This is a genomic window from Mucilaginibacter rivuli, from assembly GCF_019391655.1.
In the GTDB taxonomy this organism is placed as follows: domain Bacteria; phylum Bacteroidota; class Bacteroidia; order Sphingobacteriales; family Sphingobacteriaceae; genus Mucilaginibacter; species Mucilaginibacter rivuli.
Window position 1 is genome coordinate 103,032 of record NZ_JAHXPQ010000008.1, and the last position, 17,324, is coordinate 120,355.

General features: G+C 42.1%; 20 protein-coding genes and 2 tRNA genes. 18 read left to right on the forward strand and 4 right to left on the reverse strand.

Going from position 1 to position 17,324, the window contains the following annotated elements:
• The first annotated feature begins 54 nt into the window (after positions 1-54).
• From hisC to KXQ82_RS17715, 13 genes are all read left to right on the forward strand, one after another.
• Entirely contained in the window at positions 55-1,101 is a 1,047-nt protein-coding gene (hisC, locus tag KXQ82_RS17655; protein ID WP_219489807.1) for a histidinol-phosphate transaminase, read from the forward strand.
• Between the two features lie 51 nt (positions 1,102-1,152).
• Positions 1,153-2,301, forward strand: a complete 1,149-nt coding sequence (gene hisB, locus KXQ82_RS17660; protein ID WP_219489809.1) for a bifunctional histidinol-phosphatase/imidazoleglycerol-phosphate dehydratase HisB — start codon at positions 1,153-1,155, stop codon at positions 2,299-2,301.
• 106 nt (positions 2,302-2,407) lie between these two features.
• Entirely contained in the window at positions 2,408-2,998 is a 591-nt protein-coding gene (gene hisH / locus KXQ82_RS17665; protein WP_219489811.1) for an imidazole glycerol phosphate synthase subunit HisH, read from the forward strand.
• A gap of 9 nt (positions 2,999-3,007) precedes the next feature.
• Positions 3,008-3,757 carry a 1-(5-phosphoribosyl)-5-[(5-phosphoribosylamino)methylideneamino]imidazole-4-carboxamide isomerase gene (locus KXQ82_RS17670; protein ID WP_219489813.1) on the forward strand — a complete coding sequence of 250 codons (750 nt, stop codon included), beginning with the start codon at positions 3,008-3,010 and terminating at the stop codon, positions 3,755-3,757.
• 101 nt (positions 3,758-3,858) lie between these two features.
• A complete protein-coding gene (gene hisF, locus KXQ82_RS17675) occupies positions 3,859-4,614 on the forward strand; it encodes an imidazole glycerol phosphate synthase subunit HisF (protein ID WP_219489815.1) in 756 nt (251 codons plus the stop codon).
• 123 nt (positions 4,615-4,737) lie between these two features.
• On the forward strand, positions 4,738-5,325 hold the full coding sequence (hisIE, locus tag KXQ82_RS17680; RefSeq protein WP_219489817.1) for a bifunctional phosphoribosyl-AMP cyclohydrolase/phosphoribosyl-ATP diphosphatase HisIE: 588 nt from the start codon (positions 4,738-4,740) through the stop codon (positions 5,323-5,325).
• Positions 5,326-5,455: 130 nt separating this feature from the next.
• On the forward strand, positions 5,456-6,349 hold the full coding sequence (gene bla, locus KXQ82_RS17685; RefSeq protein ID WP_219489819.1) for a class A beta-lactamase, subclass A2: 894 nt from the start codon (positions 5,456-5,458) through the stop codon (positions 6,347-6,349).
• Positions 6,350-6,470: 121 nt separating this feature from the next.
• The gene (locus KXQ82_RS17690; protein ID WP_219489820.1) at positions 6,471-7,379 is read left to right on the forward strand and encodes a WD40 repeat domain-containing protein; all 909 of its coding nucleotides are present in this window, start codon (positions 6,471-6,473) and stop codon (positions 7,377-7,379) included.
• 92 nt (positions 7,380-7,471) lie between these two features.
• On the forward strand, positions 7,472-7,957 hold the full coding sequence (locus KXQ82_RS17695; RefSeq protein ID WP_219489822.1) for a DUF4442 domain-containing protein: 486 nt from the start codon (positions 7,472-7,474) through the stop codon (positions 7,955-7,957).
• An 86-nt stretch (positions 7,958-8,043) separates the two neighbouring features.
• Positions 8,044-8,514, forward strand: a complete 471-nt coding sequence (locus KXQ82_RS17700; protein ID WP_219489824.1) for a GNAT family N-acetyltransferase — start codon at positions 8,044-8,046, stop codon at positions 8,512-8,514.
• 10 nt (positions 8,515-8,524) lie between these two features.
• On the forward strand, positions 8,525-9,148 hold the full coding sequence (locus KXQ82_RS17705) for an AlbA family DNA-binding domain-containing protein (protein ID WP_219489825.1): 624 nt from the start codon (positions 8,525-8,527) through the stop codon (positions 9,146-9,148).
• A gap of 46 nt (positions 9,149-9,194) precedes the next feature.
• On the forward strand, positions 9,195-9,761 hold the full coding sequence (locus KXQ82_RS17710) for a winged helix-turn-helix domain-containing protein (RefSeq protein ID WP_219489826.1): 567 nt from the start codon (positions 9,195-9,197) through the stop codon (positions 9,759-9,761).
• A complete protein-coding gene (locus tag KXQ82_RS17715) occupies positions 9,730-10,110 on the forward strand; it encodes a restriction endonuclease (protein WP_219489827.1) in 381 nt (126 codons plus the stop codon). Before KXQ82_RS17710 ends, KXQ82_RS17715 begins: the two co-directional genes overlap by 32 nt.
• An 18-nt stretch (positions 10,111-10,128) precedes the next feature.
• Here the strand turns inward: KXQ82_RS17715 and KXQ82_RS17720 are convergent, their stop codons facing one another.
• On the reverse strand, positions 10,129-10,713 hold the full coding sequence (locus tag KXQ82_RS17720) for a DUF502 domain-containing protein (RefSeq protein WP_219489828.1): 585 nt from the start codon (positions 10,711-10,713) through the stop codon (positions 10,129-10,131).
• Positions 10,714-10,726: 13 nt separating this feature from the next.
• Complete coding sequence (locus KXQ82_RS17725) at positions 10,727-13,198, reverse strand: bifunctional UDP-N-acetylmuramoyl-tripeptide:D-alanyl-D-alanine ligase/alanine racemase (RefSeq protein WP_219489829.1); 2,472 nt, start codon at positions 13,196-13,198, stop codon at positions 10,727-10,729.
• Positions 13,199-13,256: 58 nt separating this feature from the next.
• On the opposite strand from KXQ82_RS17725, the gene KXQ82_RS17730 reads away from it, so the two are divergent.
• The 5 genes from KXQ82_RS17730 (at position 13,257) to KXQ82_RS17750 (ending at position 16,285) form a co-directional block, all read left to right on the forward strand.
• Positions 13,257-13,742 carry a regulatory protein RecX gene (locus KXQ82_RS17730; RefSeq protein WP_219489830.1) on the forward strand — a complete coding sequence of 162 codons (486 nt, stop codon included), beginning with the start codon at positions 13,257-13,259 and terminating at the stop codon, positions 13,740-13,742.
• Positions 13,743-13,839: 97 nt separating this feature from the next.
• Positions 13,840-14,301: a cold-shock protein gene (locus KXQ82_RS19895; RefSeq protein ID WP_255563712.1), complete on the forward strand. Its 462-nt coding sequence runs from the start codon at positions 13,840-13,842 to the stop codon at positions 14,299-14,301.
• A 224-nt stretch (positions 14,302-14,525) separates the two neighbouring features.
• Positions 14,526-14,598, forward strand: a tRNA-Gly gene (locus KXQ82_RS17740).
• Between the two features lie 51 nt (positions 14,599-14,649).
• Positions 14,650-14,734, forward strand: a tRNA-Leu gene (locus KXQ82_RS17745).
• Between the two features lie 171 nt (positions 14,735-14,905).
• Positions 14,906-16,285, forward strand: a complete 1,380-nt coding sequence (locus tag KXQ82_RS17750) for an eCIS core domain-containing protein (RefSeq protein ID WP_219489832.1) — start codon at positions 14,906-14,908, stop codon at positions 16,283-16,285.
• 115 nt (positions 16,286-16,400) lie between these two features.
• Here the strand turns inward: KXQ82_RS17750 and KXQ82_RS17755 are convergent, their stop codons facing one another.
• Together KXQ82_RS17755 and KXQ82_RS17760 are read right to left on the reverse strand one after the other, a co-directional pair.
• Positions 16,401-16,865: a hypothetical protein gene (locus tag KXQ82_RS17755; RefSeq protein ID WP_219489834.1), complete on the reverse strand. Its 465-nt coding sequence runs from the start codon at positions 16,863-16,865 to the stop codon at positions 16,401-16,403.
• Positions 16,866-16,963: 98 nt separating this feature from the next.
• Positions 16,964-17,275, reverse strand: a complete 312-nt coding sequence (locus KXQ82_RS17760) for a YdhR family protein (RefSeq protein WP_219489836.1) — start codon at positions 17,273-17,275, stop codon at positions 16,964-16,966.
• Positions 17,276-17,324 lie beyond the last annotated feature (49 nt).

Genomic DNA, 17,324 nt, shown 5'->3' on the forward strand with positions numbered 1-17,324 from the left:
CTTTCTCAGAGATTGCCACGCTATCGCTGCCAATGATATAAAGCGATAAAAACAATGTTTAGTATAAACAATATTATCAGACAAAACATCAAAACCCTCAAACCCTACTCTTCCGCACGCGATGAGTTTCAGGGTGAGGCGAGCGTATACCTTGATGCCAACGAAAACGCATTCGGCTCGCCGCTGGAGCAACAATACAACCGCTACCCCGACCCAATGCAATACGCCGTTAAAAAGCGTTTGATGGAGATAAAGGGCCTACCGGTACGCAACATATTTTTAGGTAATGGCAGCGACGAGGCTATCGATATCTTGTTCCGCAGTTTTTGCGAACCGGGTATTGATAATGTGATACTGGTACCGCCAACGTATGGCATGTACGAGGTTTCGGCAAATATTAACGATGTGACAATCAAACGTGTACCGTTAACACCTGAGTATCAGTTGAACCTGGAAGGTATTGCCGAGGCCATTGATGAGCATACCAAAATGATATTTGTTTGCTCGCCCAATAACCCAACGGGTAACTCTATTAACCGTGCGGATATTGAAACCCTGCTGGCTAATTTTAACGGTTTAGTAGTTGTAGATGAGGCGTATATCAATTTCAGTCGCCAAAAAACTTTTATACAGGAGTTAACTGAGTACGCTAATTTAGTTGTTTTACAAACCCTATCCAAAGCATGGGGTTTGGCCGGTTTACGTTTAGGAATGGCCTTTGCCAGCGAGGAGATCATCGAGGTGATGAATCGCGTTAAGCCACCTTACAACATTAACGAGGCAACACAGCAATTGGTTTTAGAGGCCTTGCAAAATGTGGAGCAGGTGAACGATTGGATAAAACAAACCTTAACTGAGCGTGATAATTTGGTATTAGGATTAAAAGAACTAGACTTTGTACTGGATATTTACCCATCAGATGCTAATTTTATCTTAGCTAAAACAACCGATGCAAAGGGTATTTATAATCACTTGGTTGAGCGCGGTATTATTGTGCGCGACCGATCGAAAGTGGAATTATGCGAAGGCTGCCTGCGTATAACCGTAGGTACACCATTGGAGAACAGCATATTGTTAGAAGCTGTAAAAACGTTCAGATAATCGATATATCCTACTGTCCGTCAACATTATTTAATATTTTTGCCACGCAAAATGAACAAACTTAAACGCATACTTTTTATTGACCGTGATGGCACCCTGATAACCGAGCCTGCAGATGAACAGATCGACTCGTTCGGTAAGCTGGAGTTTTACCCTGCCATGTTGCAATACCTGCCTAAAATAGCTAAAGAGCTTGATTTTGAACTGGTAATGGTAACCAACCAGGATGGTTTAGGCACATCGGTTTATCCCGAAGATACCTTTTGGCCGGTACAAAACTTTGTTATCAATACATTGGCGAATGAGGGTGTGGTGTTTAGTGATTATATCATCGACCGTACTTTTGCTAAAGATAACGCCCCTACCCGGAAACCGGGTACAGCATTGTTAGGTAAATACTTTGATGCCGAAGTTTACGACCTCGCCAACTCGTTCACCATTGGCGACCGACTGAATGATGTTTTACTGGCAAAAAATTTAGGTGCAAAAGCCATCTGGATAAATAACAGCAGCAATTTAGGTGGCGGCGAGTTTACCGATGAGCAACAAGCTGTTGTAAAAGCGACTGTAGCTTTAGAAACAACCGACTGGAAAAAGATATACGAGTTTTTAAAACTCGGCGAGCGCACTACTGAGCATACCCGAAAAACCAAAGAAACTGATATCGAGATCAAGATCAATCTGGATGGCAGCGGTGATGCGAAGGTATCTACAGGTTTACATTTTTTTGATCACATGCTCGATCAGATAGCCCGCCACGGCAGCATCGACCTGGAAGTTATTGCCAAAGGCGATCTGCATATTGATGAGCATCACACCATCGAAGATACCGGCATTGCTTTAGGCGAAGCGTTTTTAACCGTTTTAGGCGATAAACGTGGTATTGAGCGTTACGGTTTCTGTTTACCGATGGACGATTGCCTGGCTCAGGTTGCTATTGATTTTGGTGGACGCAACTGGATAGTTTGGGATGCCGAGTTTAAGCGCGAAAAGATAGGCGAAATGCCGACGGAAATGTTCTACCATTTCTTCAAATCATTCTCCGACGCGGCAAAATGCAACCTCAATATCAAAGCAGAAGGTCAAAACGAACACCATAAGATAGAGGCCATATTTAAAGCCTTCGCCAAAGCCATTAAAATGGCTGTACGCAGAGATGTGAATAATATGGTGCTGCCTTCAACTAAAGGAGTATTATAAAATAGAATCAAGAGTCAAGATGCAGGAATCTAGACTCTTGAAAATATGTATTGGATTGAGATAGGTGTCTTGCATCTTGATTCTCGATTCTTGATTCTAATCAAATATGATAGGTATAGTTTATTACGGCGCAGGCAATATATTCTCACTCACTTCGGCTTTGGACAGGCTGGGCATTAGCTATGGTATGATACATACCGAGGCTGATTTTGAGCAATACGACCGCTACATTATCCCGGGTGTTGGACACGCCGGCGCGGCTATGAATAAATTGGTGTCTACCGGTTTGGTTCCTAAAATAAAAGCACTTGAAAAACCTACACTGGGTATTTGTGTGGGTATGCAGCTGATCACTTCCTACTCAGAAGAAGGCGATTCAAACCTGCTTGATATTATCCCGGTAAAGACCCTGCGTTTTGCCGATAGCGCCGAATATAAAGTACCCCACACCGGCTGGAACCGTGTTTACCACGAAAGTGAGAACCTGCTGTTTAAAGGCATCCCGCAAGGCGCCCACTTTTATTTTGTGCACTCTTACTTTATTGAGTTTAACGATGCATACACTTTAGCATCAACAGATTATAGTTTGAAATTCTCAGCATCAATAGTTAAAAATAATTTTTACGGCGTTCAGTTTCACCCCGAAAAATCGGGTGCATTTGGCGAACAACTTTTAACTAACTTTGCAAACCTTTAAAACATAACCATGTACATAATCCCCGCAATAGATATTCTCGATAAAAAAGTAGTTCGCCTGCGCGAAGGTAATTACGATGATGTAACCAATTATGAGGTTACGCTTGAGGAAATGATAGACAAGTACCAAAGCCACGGCACCGACTTTATCCACATTATCGACCTTAACGGCGCTAAAGGCGATTTCAGCAATCAACAATACCTTTACGATATTATTCGTAAAACGGATATGAAGGTGCAGTATGGTGGCGGCGTTCGCAGTGTTGAAAAAGTTAAAGAGTTATTGGATGCAGGTATCCACCGCGTTATTGTGGGTACACAAGCCATAACTAATCCTGATTTCTTAGAAGAGTTGAGCAAGTCACTTTCAAAAAACAACCAAACATTAGACCGTGTAGTTGTAGCTATCGATGTGTTAGACGAGGTAATAAAATACTCAGGCTGGATGGAAAGCTCGCCTATTAAACTAATGGATTACGTTGATAAATGCCTGCGTTTAGGCTTCTACCGCTTTTTATGTACAGATATCAGCAAAGACGGTAAGCTGGGCGGCGCGGGTATTGAACTTTACGAAAAACTGCTTGACCACTCTCCTTTCATTAAACTGATCGCTTCGGGTGGTGTAAGCTCAATGGCGGATATTGAGGCTTTGAACAAGATCAAAGTAGAATCGTGTGTAGTTGGCAAAGCTATTTACGAGAATAAAATATCGATTGATGAGATAAAAGACTGGAATTTACAGTCGTTAGTCTCTATATAATAACCGTCATTGCGAGGCACGAAGCAATCCTAAACTATGCATATCGCAGACCTTTCTATCGAGGATTGCTTCGTACCTCGCAATGACGTGATAGTAAACTTATGTTAGCTAAAAGAATAATCCCTTGTTTAGACGTTAAAGATGGCCGTACGGTAAAGGGCGTCAACTTTGTTGATCTGCGTGATGCCGGCGACCCGGTTGAATTGGCCTGGCAATACTCGCAGCAAGGTGCGGATGAGTTGGTTTTTTTGGATATTACCGCTACACACGAACGCCGCAAAACTTTGGTAGAGCTGGTTAAAGCCGTTGCCCGAAACATCAATATCCCTTTTACAATAGGTGGCGGTATCAACTCAATAGCTGACGCCGACGCGCTTTTAAACGCCGGGGCGGATAAAGTATCCATTAACTCAGCAGCGGTACGTACACCGGGTTTGATTGATGAATTAGCGGGTGCATTTGGTGTTCAGTTTGTGGTAGTGGCTGTTGATACACGCCATACCGATGGAAAAAATATAGTTTACCTGAACGGTGGCCGTATCCCGACAGAAAAAGAAACATTCGACTGGATACTTGAAGCCGAAAGCCGTGGTGCAGGCGAGATATTGCTGACATCAATGGATCATGATGGTACAAAGGCAGGCTTTGATTGCACATTCCTAAAAACCATTAATAATGCTGTACATATCCCGGTGATCGCTTCTGGCGGTGCAGGCAACGTGCAGCACTTTGTGGATGTGTTTGAACAGGCTAATGTAGATGCGGCTTTGGCAGCATCGGTGTTTCATTATGGTGAGATATTGATACCTGATCTGAAAGGAATATTGAAAGATAAAGGGATTGAAGTTAGAATATAATAAAAAACGTCATTGCGAGCGATAGCGAAGCAACCCCTACACACGCAAGTCGATGATGCTTATCGGAGACCTGTCGCGCAGAGATTGCTTCGTACCTCGCAAAGACGAGCAAGAAAATAGAATATGAATATTGATTTTGATAAAACAAACGGCTTGGTTCCGGTAGTAATACAGGATGAGCAAACGCTTGAGGTGCTAATGCTGGGCTACATGAACCGGGAAGCTTATGATAAAACCGTTGCCGAAAACATCGTTACTTTTTTCTCGCGCACCAAAAACAGGCTGTGGACAAAAGGCGAAACCAGCAACAACTTTTTGCATGTAAAAAGCATCGCGCTTGATTGTGATAATGATACCCTGCTCATTAAAGTTAAGGCCGATGGCCCTACATGCCATACCGGCGATCGCAGTTGTTTTAAAACTTCATATAATCAAAACTTTATATTTGAATTACAGAATGTTATAAACAACAGGTATGACAATCCGTCAGAAGAATCTTACGTTAACAAGCTGCGTAAAAAAGGCCTGAACAAGATTGCCCAAAAGGTTGGCGAAGAAGGTGTTGAAACAGTAATAGCCGCCCTGGCCGAAACAGAAACCGACCTGATTAACGAAGCTTCAGATCTTGTTTTCCACCTGTTGGTTTTGCTGCGTGAGAAGAATTTGAGTCTGGACGTTATTGCCAAAAATTTAGAGTCGAGGCATAGATAACCAGCTAAAAAATTACGTCATTGCGAGGTACGAAGCAATCCTCGATAGAACAGTATGCGATATGTATAATTTAGGATTGCTTCGTACCTCGCAATGCCGTGGTGTAGAATACTGAAATAACCATCTGTCAATGTATAAGTCATTTCTACTATTCGTTATCTCCATATCAATTGCGTTAAGTGTTCGCGCGCAATCGAAATCAGATTCATTGCGGTTAAGGGTACAGGATATCGCCAAACAAGCCAACGGCACGGTAGGCTTTGCTATGATGGTGCTTGAAGGTCAGGATACCCTCTCCTACAACGGTAACCTTCATTTACCTATGCAAAGCGTAATGAAGTTCCCGATAGCGATAACGGTTTTAAACGCGGTTGACGATGGCCGGTTAAAGCTTGATTCGCTTATCCACATCAGCAAAAGCGATCTGCCTGAAACCTATAGCCCCCTGCGCGATAAATTCCCGGAAGGAAATGTTGATGTATCGGTAAAAGAGTTATTGAGTTACATGGTATCACTGAGTGATAATGATGCCTGTGATATATTGTTGAAAGTATTGGGCGGTACTGATGTGGTGGACGATTATATGCACAGCTTCGGTATCAGTAAAATAGCTGTAAAAGCTACAGAATACCAAATGGCACAGGCATGGGATGTGCAGTTTACCAACTGGACTACTGCAAAAGAGATGATACGTTTGTTGGATATAGCCATGAAGCCAAATTTCCTGTCTAAAACAAGCCACGCCTACCTTTGGCAAATTATGCAGGCCACCAGCACCGGGCCTAATCAGATAAAAGGTTTATTGCCCGCCGGAACAATGGTAGCACACAAAACAGGCCGCAGCAGCACTAACGATAAAGGCATCGCCGCCGCCACAAATGACGTTGGAGTGATAACGCTACCAAACGGAAAACATTTAGCTATCGCTATTTTTGTAAATAATTCATCTGCCGACCTTGTTACCCGCGAATCGGTGATCGCGTGGATTTCAAAGGAGGTTTATGATTATGAAGCGGCGAAATAACAAACGCGTCATTGCGGAGGCACGATACAATCTTCGATAGATATGTAGACGACATGCCTAAACGAATAAATAGTTTAGGATTGCTTCGTTCCTCGCAATGGCGTGATAGAGAAATTAAAAAATGAACGTCGAGAAAATAACCGAATTATCGGGACATAGCAACCCCATCTTCACACTGGAGCTTTCGCAGAAACCGGGAATACTGTTTACCGGCGGTAACGACAAAGGCTTGGTAGAATGGAATTTAAAGGATAATACTTTCATCAAAGTAATGTTCCCGGTACCTACATCCATTTATGCGGTGCATGGGCCTGTTGGCTTTCCATTATTGTTTACGGGCTTGCGCAGCGGTGAGGTTTTGGTATTCGATTTTATCAAACAGCAACTCATAGCACCGCTCAGAACGCATAAGGCGCCCGTGTTTGACATCAAGTCAGTTCGACATAAAAAGGAACTACTCATCGCATCCGAAGACGGCACAGTGTCTGTATGGAGCTTAGAAACGCTGCAGCTACTGCACACCATCAAAGTTTCGCATGATACCGTGCGTTGTATTGCCATATCGCCAAACGAAAAACAAGTGGCCTTTGGCTGCCGCGATAACAGCATCAAAATTTACGATCTTGAAGATTATACACTGATAAAAGAAATCACGGGGCATACCATGTCGGTCTTCACACTGGCTTACGCCCCGGATGGCAGTTATTTAGCATCAGGCGCCCGCGATGCGCAGGTAAAGATATGGGATGCCGTTACCTATAATGAGGTCAAAAATATCCCGGCACACTTATTTGCCGTTAACCATATCGCTTTCCATCCTACCGAGCCTTATTTTGCTACTGCCAGCATGGATAAGAGCATCAAGATATGGGGTTCAGATGATTTTAAACTATATAAAAATATCAGCCGCGAAAAGGGGTTTCCTATTCACCGTTTGTCCATCAACAAACTGGGCTGGTATGATGAGGGTACAAAATTGCTTTCTGTGAGTGATGATAAAGAAGTAGTGATTTGGAAAGTGGAGTTTTAATGTGCAAATCGCTCGGTTTGTGGAAAGATAGTTAACCCATTTGCACATTCGCACATTTGCACATTCACACATTATCCTGATATTTATTCCTGATGGTAGTTTCAGAAAAAGTGTTAAAGTGGGCCATGCGTTTGTACCCCCCGTTGTTCGTTCAGCGGATATGGGTGCAAAAGTTCGAAAAGGGCTTTATGGGCGTCAGCGTAAAGGTGAGCAAAAGCATTTTCAACAAAAACTTTAACAATTCTATTTTTGGCGGCACCATTTTTTCGGCTGCCGATCCGTTTTACGCGCTGCTTTTCCACCAGGCGTTGAGGCACCGGGGTTATACCGTTCGGGTTTGGCTAAAATCGGCCGAGATACAGTACCTTAAACCCGGGCGAACTAACCTGTATTTCAAAATTAACATTACCGAAGAAGACATTAAAGAGGCTGAAGAGATATTGAATACCGTAGGCAAATTTGTTAAGGCATACCCTGTGGAAATGTATGATAAAGACGGCCTCCATTGCGTTTCGATAATAAATGAAGTATATATCCGTAATTTATATGCGGGCGAGAATAAAACAATAGCGTATTGATCTGGTCATTGGGTCATTGATCATTAAGTCATTTTTCAATGGCTAAACAATGTCGAAAGCCGAATGATTAGTGACCTAATGACACAATGACTAAAGTTATAATGAACGATGACGTTTTTATAAAGAAGGGCTTCCTCATCTCAACAGATAAGGGCCTGCTGGATATTGATGTGATTTATAAATATTTAAACGAAGACTCGTATTGGGCAAAAGGTATCCCGAAAGAAAAACTGGAGCGCGCTATAGCTAATTCGATGTGCTTTGGCGTTTACCACGATAAAAAGCAAATTGGCTTTGCGCGGATGATAACCGATAAGGCCACGTTTGGCTACCTTGCCGATGTGTTTGTTTTAGATGATTACCGTGGGGCCGGACTTTCAAAATGGCTAATGCAAACCATTATGCAGCACCCGGAGTTACAGGGTATGCGCAGGTGGAGTTTGGCTACAGCCGATGCGCATGGCTTATACGAGCAGTTTGGCTTTACACAGATAACAAACCCGGAGCGTTGGATGCAGATATTTAATTCGTACCCAATACCGGCAGAACAGAATTAAACAGGTACCAATGAATATTAAAAGGCAGATATTAGAAGGTGAAGGTGTATCGCTCGATTTTAAGAAAACCATTACCAGTTGTGAGAAAATTGCCCGCACTATGGTTTCATTTGCCAATAACAAGGGTGGCCGGCTTTTAATAGGCGTGTATGATGACGGTACGATAAAAGGCGTAAAATCTGAAGATGAGGAGCGCTACATGATCACCCGTGCGGCACACCTGTACGCCCGTCCTGCCCTGGAGCCTACATTCGAAGAGATCTATGTGGATGATAAACTGGTATTGGTGGTAGACATAGCCCCAAGCCAGGAAAAACCCCACTACGCCCTTGCAGAAGATGGTAAATGGTGGGTGTACATCCGTGTAAAAGATAAAAGCGTATTGGCCAGCAAAATAGTGGTAGATGTGTTGAAGCAATCATCAGCAAATGAAGGTGTGATGATAGCCTACTCCGAAAAAGAAACAGCCCTGCTAAAATACCTTGATGTTAACCCCCGCATCAACATCAAAGAATACTGCGACCTGAGCAAACTGAGCCGTAAAGGCGCACAGCGTATTATTGTTAACCTGGCATTATCTGGTGTGATCAGAATACATACGACGGAGAAGGAAGAGTATTATACGGCGTGTTGATCGATATCTATTATTATATTAAACTAAATCCTACAATCATTAAAAAATGGCTAAAGAATTATCTCCATCACGAAAACTTGCAGCAAAAGTACTTTTTGCCACTTTTAAGATTTTAAAAGATGCTGGTGGCAAAATGCGAAACGTGGAGGTTGTAAATAGAATACGTGAAACGGTTTCATTTACAGAATGGGAGACTGAACGTTATGAAAAAACAGGTTACATTAGGTGGGAATCTATTTTAGCATTTTTTAGCATTGACTGTATAAAAACAGGCTTCTTGCAAAAGAGTAAAGGAATATGGATTTTAACTCCAGATGGTGAACAAGCTATAAAATTAGGTCCCGAGGGCGTGTTAGAAGCTTCAAGCAAAGGGTATAAAATTTGGAAAAGTCAACAACAAGTTGACGAGTCATTAAAAGAAGTAATTGACATTAAAGGTGATTCTGAATTAAATATTGAACAGCAACAAATTGCATTACTTAACGATTATGAAGGAAAAGCATACGAAGGTTTAAGACAACATGTTTTAAATAAAAACCCTTACGAATTTCAGGATCTGGGTTGCCGCTTTATTGTCTGCAATGGGTTATCATATTTCCCACACGGCAAATAAAGGAAAAGATGGAGGAATAGATATTATTGCATATAATGACCCATTAGGAACTAAACCGCCTCGTATGGTGGTACAGGTCAAACACCGGCCGACAAGTACAGTTCCATCTGACGATATACAACGGTTAGCCGGAACTATGAAAAGAGATTCGGATGTGGGAATATTTGTAACCAGTGGAGATTTTTCTTCACCTGCAAAAAACGAGGCGAGAACAATGGGTAAACATATCGAATTGATAGATTTTGAAAGATTTATTGAATTGTGGACAGAATATTACAGCAGAATGGATGACAAACAAAAAAATCTGCTTCCTTTAAGACCAATATATTTTTTAGAGGTTAATAGTTAAACTGCCTGTTTTTAATTCTTACAACCCACTCACTCCACCAGATATCACAAACTTCATCATATCGGCAGCGCTCTTGTCAATAGGTTTCACCTTATCGGCAGAAACGATAACCACTTGCCCGGCGAAAGAATACGAGTACGGGAAATAAACAGCCACATCATTAGGTAAACCCAGTTTACTCAGGTCCTTTTGGGTAAGGAACCCGATTTTTTTTAACCCAAACTCATTTACCTCTACCAACACAGGCTCGTTAAATTTCTTCTCATCGCCTACAAAGGCCTCGGTAAGGTCTTTAATAGAGCTGTACAAAAATTTGAACAACGGCAGGCGGTTTATCCAGCGGTTAAACCATAGCTTTATCGGTTCGGTAATAATGCTTGTTACTACAATGCCAGACAGTAACAGCACCAGTAATACCAGCAAAATACCCAAACCGGGTATGTAAATATGTTTACCCTCAATTAGCAGCAGGTTACTTACATTTAGCGCGTTATCAACACTCGCCACAGCCCAGAATATCAGGTAAATTGCTACTCCTAACGGAATAACGATCAGGAAACCTTTAATAAAGTAATTGATAAGGGCGCGAAATATCCTGTTCATGGCAATTTGCTAATTACTCGTAAAAATACACCCTTTTTACCCGTTGCGAAACATTTGTTAATATTTCGTAGGGTATGGTACCTATCTGTTTAGCCAGTTCTTCTATCCGGTACTCTTCATTAAAAACAACTACCTCATCCCCTTCCTTAACGCCAATAGCACCCGTAATGTCTATCATACACATATCCATAGATACATTACCTACAGTGGGTGCCAGCGTACCGTTCACCAGCATTTTACCTGCGCCGTTACCAAACGCGCGTAAATAACCATCGGCATAACCAATACGTACAGTGGCTATTTTGCCATCTTCCGGCAAACTACCGTTGCGGTTATAGCCAATCGTTTCGCCTGCTTTAACATGCTTTATTTGTGCTATACTCGTTTTTAATGAAGCTACGGTCTGCAGCGGCGATGGCTCTTCCTTTATGGCCCCATCTATCCCGTAAAGGCCTATACCCAGCCTTACCATGTCCATTTGCGCTACTGGCCAGCGTGTAATTGCAGATGTATTGGCAATATGTTTTATTACTGTATAGCTAAGGCTGTTTTCTATCTGCCGGTATATTTTCGTGAATAAATCAAGCTGCAACAGGGTAAAAGTATCATGAATGTCAGCATCGCTACCCGCCAGGTGCGAGAATATGGATTGTACATGAACATATTTATTATCTTTCAACACATCGCATAGATGCTCAATTTCAAACTCCTCAAAACCAAGGCGGCGCATCCCCGTGTCTATTTTAATATGAATAGGATATGCAGCTATATTTTTTTGCTGTGCAAACTTTATAAAATCATCGAGCAGTTTATAGCTGTATATTTCGGGCTCAAGGTTAAACGCCACCATCTTATCATAAGCAGAGGGTTCAGGGTTGAGCACCATAATGGGCAGGTTAATGCCGGCATCGCGTAAGCTTACGCCTTCATCAATAAATGCCACGGCCAAATAATCTACTTTGTTAAACTGCAGCATATTGGCTACCTCAAAACTACCGCTGCCATAGCTAAATGCTTTAACCATTGCCATTAACTTTACGCCGGGGTTCAGTTTTGCTTTATAATGGTTCAGGTTGTTTTGCAACGCGTTGAGGTTTATTTCGAGCACGGTTTCGTGCGCTTTTTGTACAAGGGCTTTACTTAGGCGCTCAAACTCAAAACTACGCGAGCCCTTTATCAGGATAGTTTCGTTATTAAAATTAAGCTGTGATAATTGCTCAAGCAAGGTATCTGTATCATCAAAAAATACACTTTCGGTAGTTTTAAACAAAGCCCGGTGCTCGCTTATGGCTTTACCTACGCCTATAATTTTGTCCGTCTTTTTTTCTTTTACAAGGTTGGCTACCTGTTTATACAACACGTCCTGCTCTAAACCCGATTGAAAAATATCCGATAAGATAAGCGTGCGCTTAGGGTGCTGATTTTGCTGATTCAAAAAGTTTAAGGCAATCTCTAACGACTGTATATCCGAGTTGTAAGAATCGTCGATGATAGAACAATCATTAATGCCCTGTTTAAGTTCCATGCGCATACTTACAGGCACAAGGCGCTCCATGCGGTCGTCAATAACTACGGGGTCATAATCCAAGGCTAAAAGTGTCGCCCAACAGCTAATGGCATTTTCTATCGATGCTTCATCCACAAAAGGTACCAGGCACTCTATCTCCGTATCTTTAAACTTTGCCCGCAGATAATACTTTTTAGCTATCACAGTTTCGCTGAACACATACAGGTCGGCCTGGTTAAATTTCCGGCTCCAGGTAAAATGGCGCTTACCGGGCACTTTACCTTTATATGCCGCCAGGTCATCATACTGATAAACTAGCAGGTTACTGTGCGTAAACAGTTTGAGTTTTTCGGTGAGCTTTTCGGCATCATCTTTAAAACCTTCATTATGCGCAGTACCTATGTGTGTAAGCACCCCAACTGTAGGCTTTATCATGTGTTCCAGCTGTTCCATCTCGTGCGTGGTTGATATGCCCGCCTCAAAAATACCCAGATTATGCTGCTCCTCTATCTGCCATACAGAAAGCGCCACCCCTATTTGTGAGTTATAGCTTTTAGGGTTACGCACTATCTTTTTATCGGGGCAAAGCAACTGGTATAACCACTCCTTTACAATGGTTTTTCCGTTACTGCCCGTTACGCCAATTATTTCCAGATCAAATGCTTTACGGTGCTGTGCAGCCAGTTTTTGCAGGGCCTTTAACACATTGCTTACTACCAGAAAATTTGCTTTAGGGTATGCCGCAACATCATCGGGCAGGTGCTTAACCACAAAGTTGTGTACCCCTGCCTTATATACTTCGGGTATAAAGGTGTGGCCGTCCCTCCTGTCGCTCAGCGCGAAAAATACCGATGCCCCTGGATTGTTAATTTTACGACTGTCTGTTAAAAGGTTAGTTATTGGTGTATCGGTAATAAGTTTACCGCTGGCACCAATAATATGCTGTATTTTGCTGATGGTATAATGAATAGCTGGCATGTATGCGAATTTGAAGATATTTATTGTGATACAAGAATTTTAACGAAATTTGGTTTGGATGGATGTTGAAATTAAGCCCGTTAAAATTACCGACCCAAAAGTTGGCCTTGCCAAAGCCGAACATTATTGCGCCTACCAGGAGCGTGCCCAGCAAGAGGTACGCAACAAATTATACGATTGGGGCCTGTACCCAAAAGATGTTGAGCAAATTATATCCACCCTTATTGAGAACAACTTTTTAAACGAAGAGCGCTTTGCCAAAACCTTCGCGAAAAGCAAATTTAACCAGAAAGGCTGGGGCCGGATAAAAATAAAACAAGCCCTAAAATTTAAAAAAGTGCCCGATGTACTCATCAGGAAAGCATTGCTTACTATTGATGGTGATGAGTACCAGGCAACGCTAAAACATATGCTACAAAAAAAAGCCGCCACGGTAACAGAAAAAGAAGGCTTTAAGCGCCAATACAAATTACAGCAGTATGCCATGAGCCGTGGTTTTGAGGGCGATATTGTTGCCGACACAATTAAAAATATTGAATGGTAAATGCCCGGCTTAACAAGGCGCTATTGTGGAAAAGTATAGTATCATTAAAAAAGGTTAGCTTTGCGTTAATACCAAAATTAAAATCGTATATTCATAAATGGCTAAATCAGTAGAAACGTACAACAAAAAAGAGCGGGAAAAAAAGAAATCCAAAAAGCAACAAGATAAGCGCGAGAAGGCGGAAGAAAGAAAGGCTAACGGCACCAAAGGCAAGAGCCTTGAGGATATGATGGCTTATTTAGATGAGAACGGCAATATTACCTCCACCCCGCCGGATGAAACTAAAAAGAAAAAGGTTGTATCTGTTGAAGATATACAGATATCTGTACCCAAACAGGAAGCCATGGCACCTGAGGATCCGAACAGAAAAGGAACGGTAACATTTTTTAACGAAAGCAAAGGTTTTGGCTTTATACAGGATTCTGTTTCGCAGGAAAGCATTTTTGTGCACATAAAAGCCCTGGAAGAACCAATAGGCGAAGGCGACAAAGTAAGTTTTGAAACCGAACCCGGTTTAAAAGGCCCAAGTGCTATTAAAGTTAAAAAGATCACCAAGTAAACTTTCATAAAAAAAAAGTGAAAAAATTATCACAACATAAACTTACTGTTGCTTAGTTAATTACCGCCGCTGTGGTATTTAAATTGATACTTTTTTCATTTTTTTTAGAAAAAGTATTTGGAGGTTTTTCAATTCTGTCTATATTTGCACTCCCAACAGCGAAACAGGTTATCACAACCTAAGCCAAGGGAAGCTGAGATTGATACCAACATCTCAAAATATATGCGAAAGTAGCTCAGTTGGTAGAGCACGACCTTGCCAAGGTCGGGGTCGCGAGTTCGAATCTCGTCTTTCGCTCTAAATCCTTTCTGACCAGCAGAAGGGATTTTTTATAAAAGGTGAAAACCTGCCCAGGTGGTGGAACTGGTAGACACGCAGGACTTAAAATCCTGTGCCCGTCAAAGGCGTGCGGGTTCGATTCCCGCCCTGGGTACTCAAAATTAAATCGACAAAAAGGCTGACATTAATGTCGGCCTTTTTTGTTCAACCTAATCGAGATTACTCTTCCCCTTTTTTAATCCTCAAAAATTGTTTGATTATTTTTATATCATATTTATTAAAATATTATTGGTAGTTTTAACCTGCACGCTTTCATGTAGTTAATATGCAAAACACCCGGGTTAAAAAAAACACCGAAGATAGCAACCATGCCCAGGCTGGTATTAATAGTCGCACTATGCCGGCTGTTCCCATAGCTCAAAAACAAGGTGTACCTGATGAGGAGGCTATCCAGAAAAAGGAGAATAAAACCGGCCTGCCTGATAATTTAAAGTCGGGCATCGAACACCTGTCGGGTATGCCAATGGACGATACACGGGTGCATTATAACTCATCAAAACCAGCCCAATTAAATGCCCATGCTTACGCACAGGGTACAGATATACATATAGGCCCCGGGCAGGAAAAGCACCTCCCCCACGAGGCATGGCATGTGGTACAACAGGCACAGGGCCGCGTTAAGCCCACCAAACAAATGAAAGCCAGCGTACCTGTTAATGATGATGCCGGACTTGAGCACGAAGCCGATGTAATGGGTAGTAAAGCACTATCGGCAGCTACAGGTGTCGGGCAGATGAAATCAAAAAGTAACCCGATTATTGCGCCTGCTGTTAAAGTGGCACAGTTGGCTGGTACCAAACCTAACCAGCCATCCATGAGCGGGCAATACAGGATAAAGCTATCATCAGAACGGGAGGCTTTTACATATAACAACCGCGTTGCCCTGGGCCTTGATAATGTTTTGCCCGGGAGCCACAAGGTTATTGATAAGCTGGCCGGTGTAAAAGCCGACAAGCTGCATGCCGTAAAAATTGAAGGTAACCCCAGTTGGGTGGTTTTGGCCAAAGAGATACCCTGGCCGGCAGACAACCAGGAAGTTTTGTGTATTGATACAGTGGGCTGGGAAAACGAACGGAATAAACCCTTAGAAGAACGGGACAAAAAGTGCGTAATGGATATCAAAATAGGCACCTATACAAAAAGCACGGAGCAATTCGCGCTTGAAGGCGCCGGGATTTTCAAACGGTTCTTTAAACGGATAGAGCATGATATGAAAGACAGCAGCCGCGCCAACCGTCTAACGGGCTATGATATTGATGCCACCGATCTGGTTAATTTTACCGCGGCCTACAACAACCCGGGAAGCCGCGGTAATATAAAATTGGCTATGGCAGCGCTGCAGCCAAAATTAGCGGCAATAAAAACCCGCATGGCGGCAGCACCTGTAACTTTTGTAGGTAGCAGCTTATTTATTGTATTTAACATAACTACTCCTGAAAGTAGTGATGTAAAACTCATAGACCCCGACCACCCCATAGTAACGGATGCAACAGGCCTTAATATGCCAGACCAGTTGATTAAGAAGAAGAATTTTGACGGGCAAACCAGGACCTGGGATGAATATATTACCAAATGGAAAGGCAGCTTTGGAACCGGTATGGATAACTTTTTAGCATGGTTTAACCTTACCGCGGCTAAAAAGTAAAGCCCGAAATGCACTTATCAGGCCATAAAAAAACATAGCCCAGTATAATCCGGGCTATGCAAAAACTGATATATTTATTATCTTCCGGATGGCACACGGGATCTCGGACAATAGCTTATTTAAAACTGTAATTAACCTCTTTGAAAGTTTCGCCGGCATTGATCACATCAAAGAACCAGGAATAACCAACATCCTGAATAGTGTATTCAAAGCCGACTTTAAGTGTTGAAGGATCATTACCGGGCACTAAGCGTTCTACAACTATTTTGTGCAGGCTTTTAGGGATATCCTTAACTTTCATTGGCGGAAGTATAGAATCCCAAACGGTAGTATTGTTGGGCCTTTGCATAAACAACCTGAAGGTGATGAGTTTGGAATCTGTCGAGAAGTTTTGGTCCGTATAAAGCACATACTTTACTTTTCGTGGAGCTGTTGTGTTTTGATTATTTACAACTATGCCGATGTTATCAATAACCGGTTGAGTTGTACCATTGTTGGGTGTAACTGTTCCTTGTTTTTTGCAAGATGATGCGATCATTATGGCAAAAGCGCCAATAAGGATCATGTTAAATTGTTTCATTGTTATTATAGATTTAGATAAAAAAATACTGTGTTGGTTTATTATTTACTTATTTATTTAAACAAAGAACGGCTTAACGGGTAAACCGTTCTTTGATGTTATGCCGCTACTATATTCATTGTAATAGCGGTATCGAACTGCTCAATGCGTAAAGTTTCAGGTATTACACCGTACCTTTCCGGGATGCCTTTTGCCAGGTCGGATTCTAAAAAGGCCGTCCGTTGTTCCCTGTTTTCAAACAGGTAGATCCCGCTTAACGCTCCTGTAGATTCTTCTACGATGTAGTATTTTTGAATTAGCCCCGGAACTTTTTTGAATTGCTCCAGGTCGTTTTGGCAAATAGTCATAAGGTTATCCGCGCTGTGTTTCGAACTGAATTTTACTGATAATACTGATTTTGATTTTTTCATCTTAATAATTGTAAATAATATCAGCAAAGGTATCGGGGGTAACGTTGGC

Excerpts from the sequence above, each read along its gene's own strand:
- hisF (WP_219489815.1), top strand. The coding sequence starts at position 3,859 with ATGTTAGCTAAAAGAATAATCCCTTGTTTAGACGTTAAAGATGGCCGT.
- hisH (WP_219489811.1), top strand. The coding sequence starts at position 2,408 with ATGATAGGTATAGTTTATTACGGCGCAGGCAATATATTCTCACTCACT.
- KXQ82_RS17750 (WP_219489832.1), top strand. The coding sequence starts at position 14,906 with ATGCAAAACACCCGGGTTAAAAAAAACACCGAAGATAGCAACCATGCC.
- bla (WP_219489819.1), top strand. The coding sequence starts at position 5,456 with ATGTATAAGTCATTTCTACTATTCGTTATCTCCATATCAATTGCGTTA.
- KXQ82_RS17695 (WP_219489822.1), top strand. The coding sequence starts at position 7,472 with ATGGTAGTTTCAGAAAAAGTGTTAAAGTGGGCCATGCGTTTGTACCCC.
- KXQ82_RS19895 (WP_255563712.1), top strand. The coding sequence starts at position 13,840 with ATGGCTAAATCAGTAGAAACGTACAACAAAAAAGAGCGGGAAAAAAAG.
- KXQ82_RS17760 (WP_219489836.1), bottom strand. The coding sequence starts at position 17,275 with ATGAAAAAATCAAAATCAGTATTATCAGTAAAATTCAGTTCGAAACAC.
- KXQ82_RS17725 (WP_219489829.1), bottom strand. The coding sequence starts at position 13,198 with ATGCCAGCTATTCATTATACCATCAGCAAAATACAGCATATTATTGGT.
- hisIE (WP_219489817.1), top strand. The coding sequence starts at position 4,738 with ATGAATATTGATTTTGATAAAACAAACGGCTTGGTTCCGGTAGTAATA.
- KXQ82_RS17700 (WP_219489824.1), top strand. The coding sequence starts at position 8,044 with ATGACTAAAGTTATAATGAACGATGACGTTTTTATAAAGAAGGGCTTC.
- KXQ82_RS17705 (WP_219489825.1), top strand. The coding sequence starts at position 8,525 with ATGAATATTAAAAGGCAGATATTAGAAGGTGAAGGTGTATCGCTCGAT.
- KXQ82_RS17715 (WP_219489827.1), top strand. The coding sequence starts at position 9,730 with ATGGGTTATCATATTTCCCACACGGCAAATAAAGGAAAAGATGGAGGA.
- KXQ82_RS17690 (WP_219489820.1), top strand. The coding sequence starts at position 6,471 with ATGAACGTCGAGAAAATAACCGAATTATCGGGACATAGCAACCCCATC.
- KXQ82_RS17670 (WP_219489813.1), top strand. The coding sequence starts at position 3,008 with ATGTACATAATCCCCGCAATAGATATTCTCGATAAAAAAGTAGTTCGC.
- hisC (WP_219489807.1), top strand. The coding sequence starts at position 55 with ATGTTTAGTATAAACAATATTATCAGACAAAACATCAAAACCCTCAAA.
- KXQ82_RS17710 (WP_219489826.1), top strand. The coding sequence starts at position 9,195 with ATGGCTAAAGAATTATCTCCATCACGAAAACTTGCAGCAAAAGTACTT.
- hisB (WP_219489809.1), top strand. The coding sequence starts at position 1,153 with ATGAACAAACTTAAACGCATACTTTTTATTGACCGTGATGGCACCCTG.
- KXQ82_RS17730 (WP_219489830.1), top strand. The coding sequence starts at position 13,257 with ATGGATGTTGAAATTAAGCCCGTTAAAATTACCGACCCAAAAGTTGGC.
- KXQ82_RS17720 (WP_219489828.1), bottom strand. The coding sequence starts at position 10,713 with ATGAACAGGATATTTCGCGCCCTTATCAATTACTTTATTAAAGGTTTC.
- KXQ82_RS17755 (WP_219489834.1), bottom strand. The coding sequence starts at position 16,865 with ATGAAACAATTTAACATGATCCTTATTGGCGCTTTTGCCATAATGATC.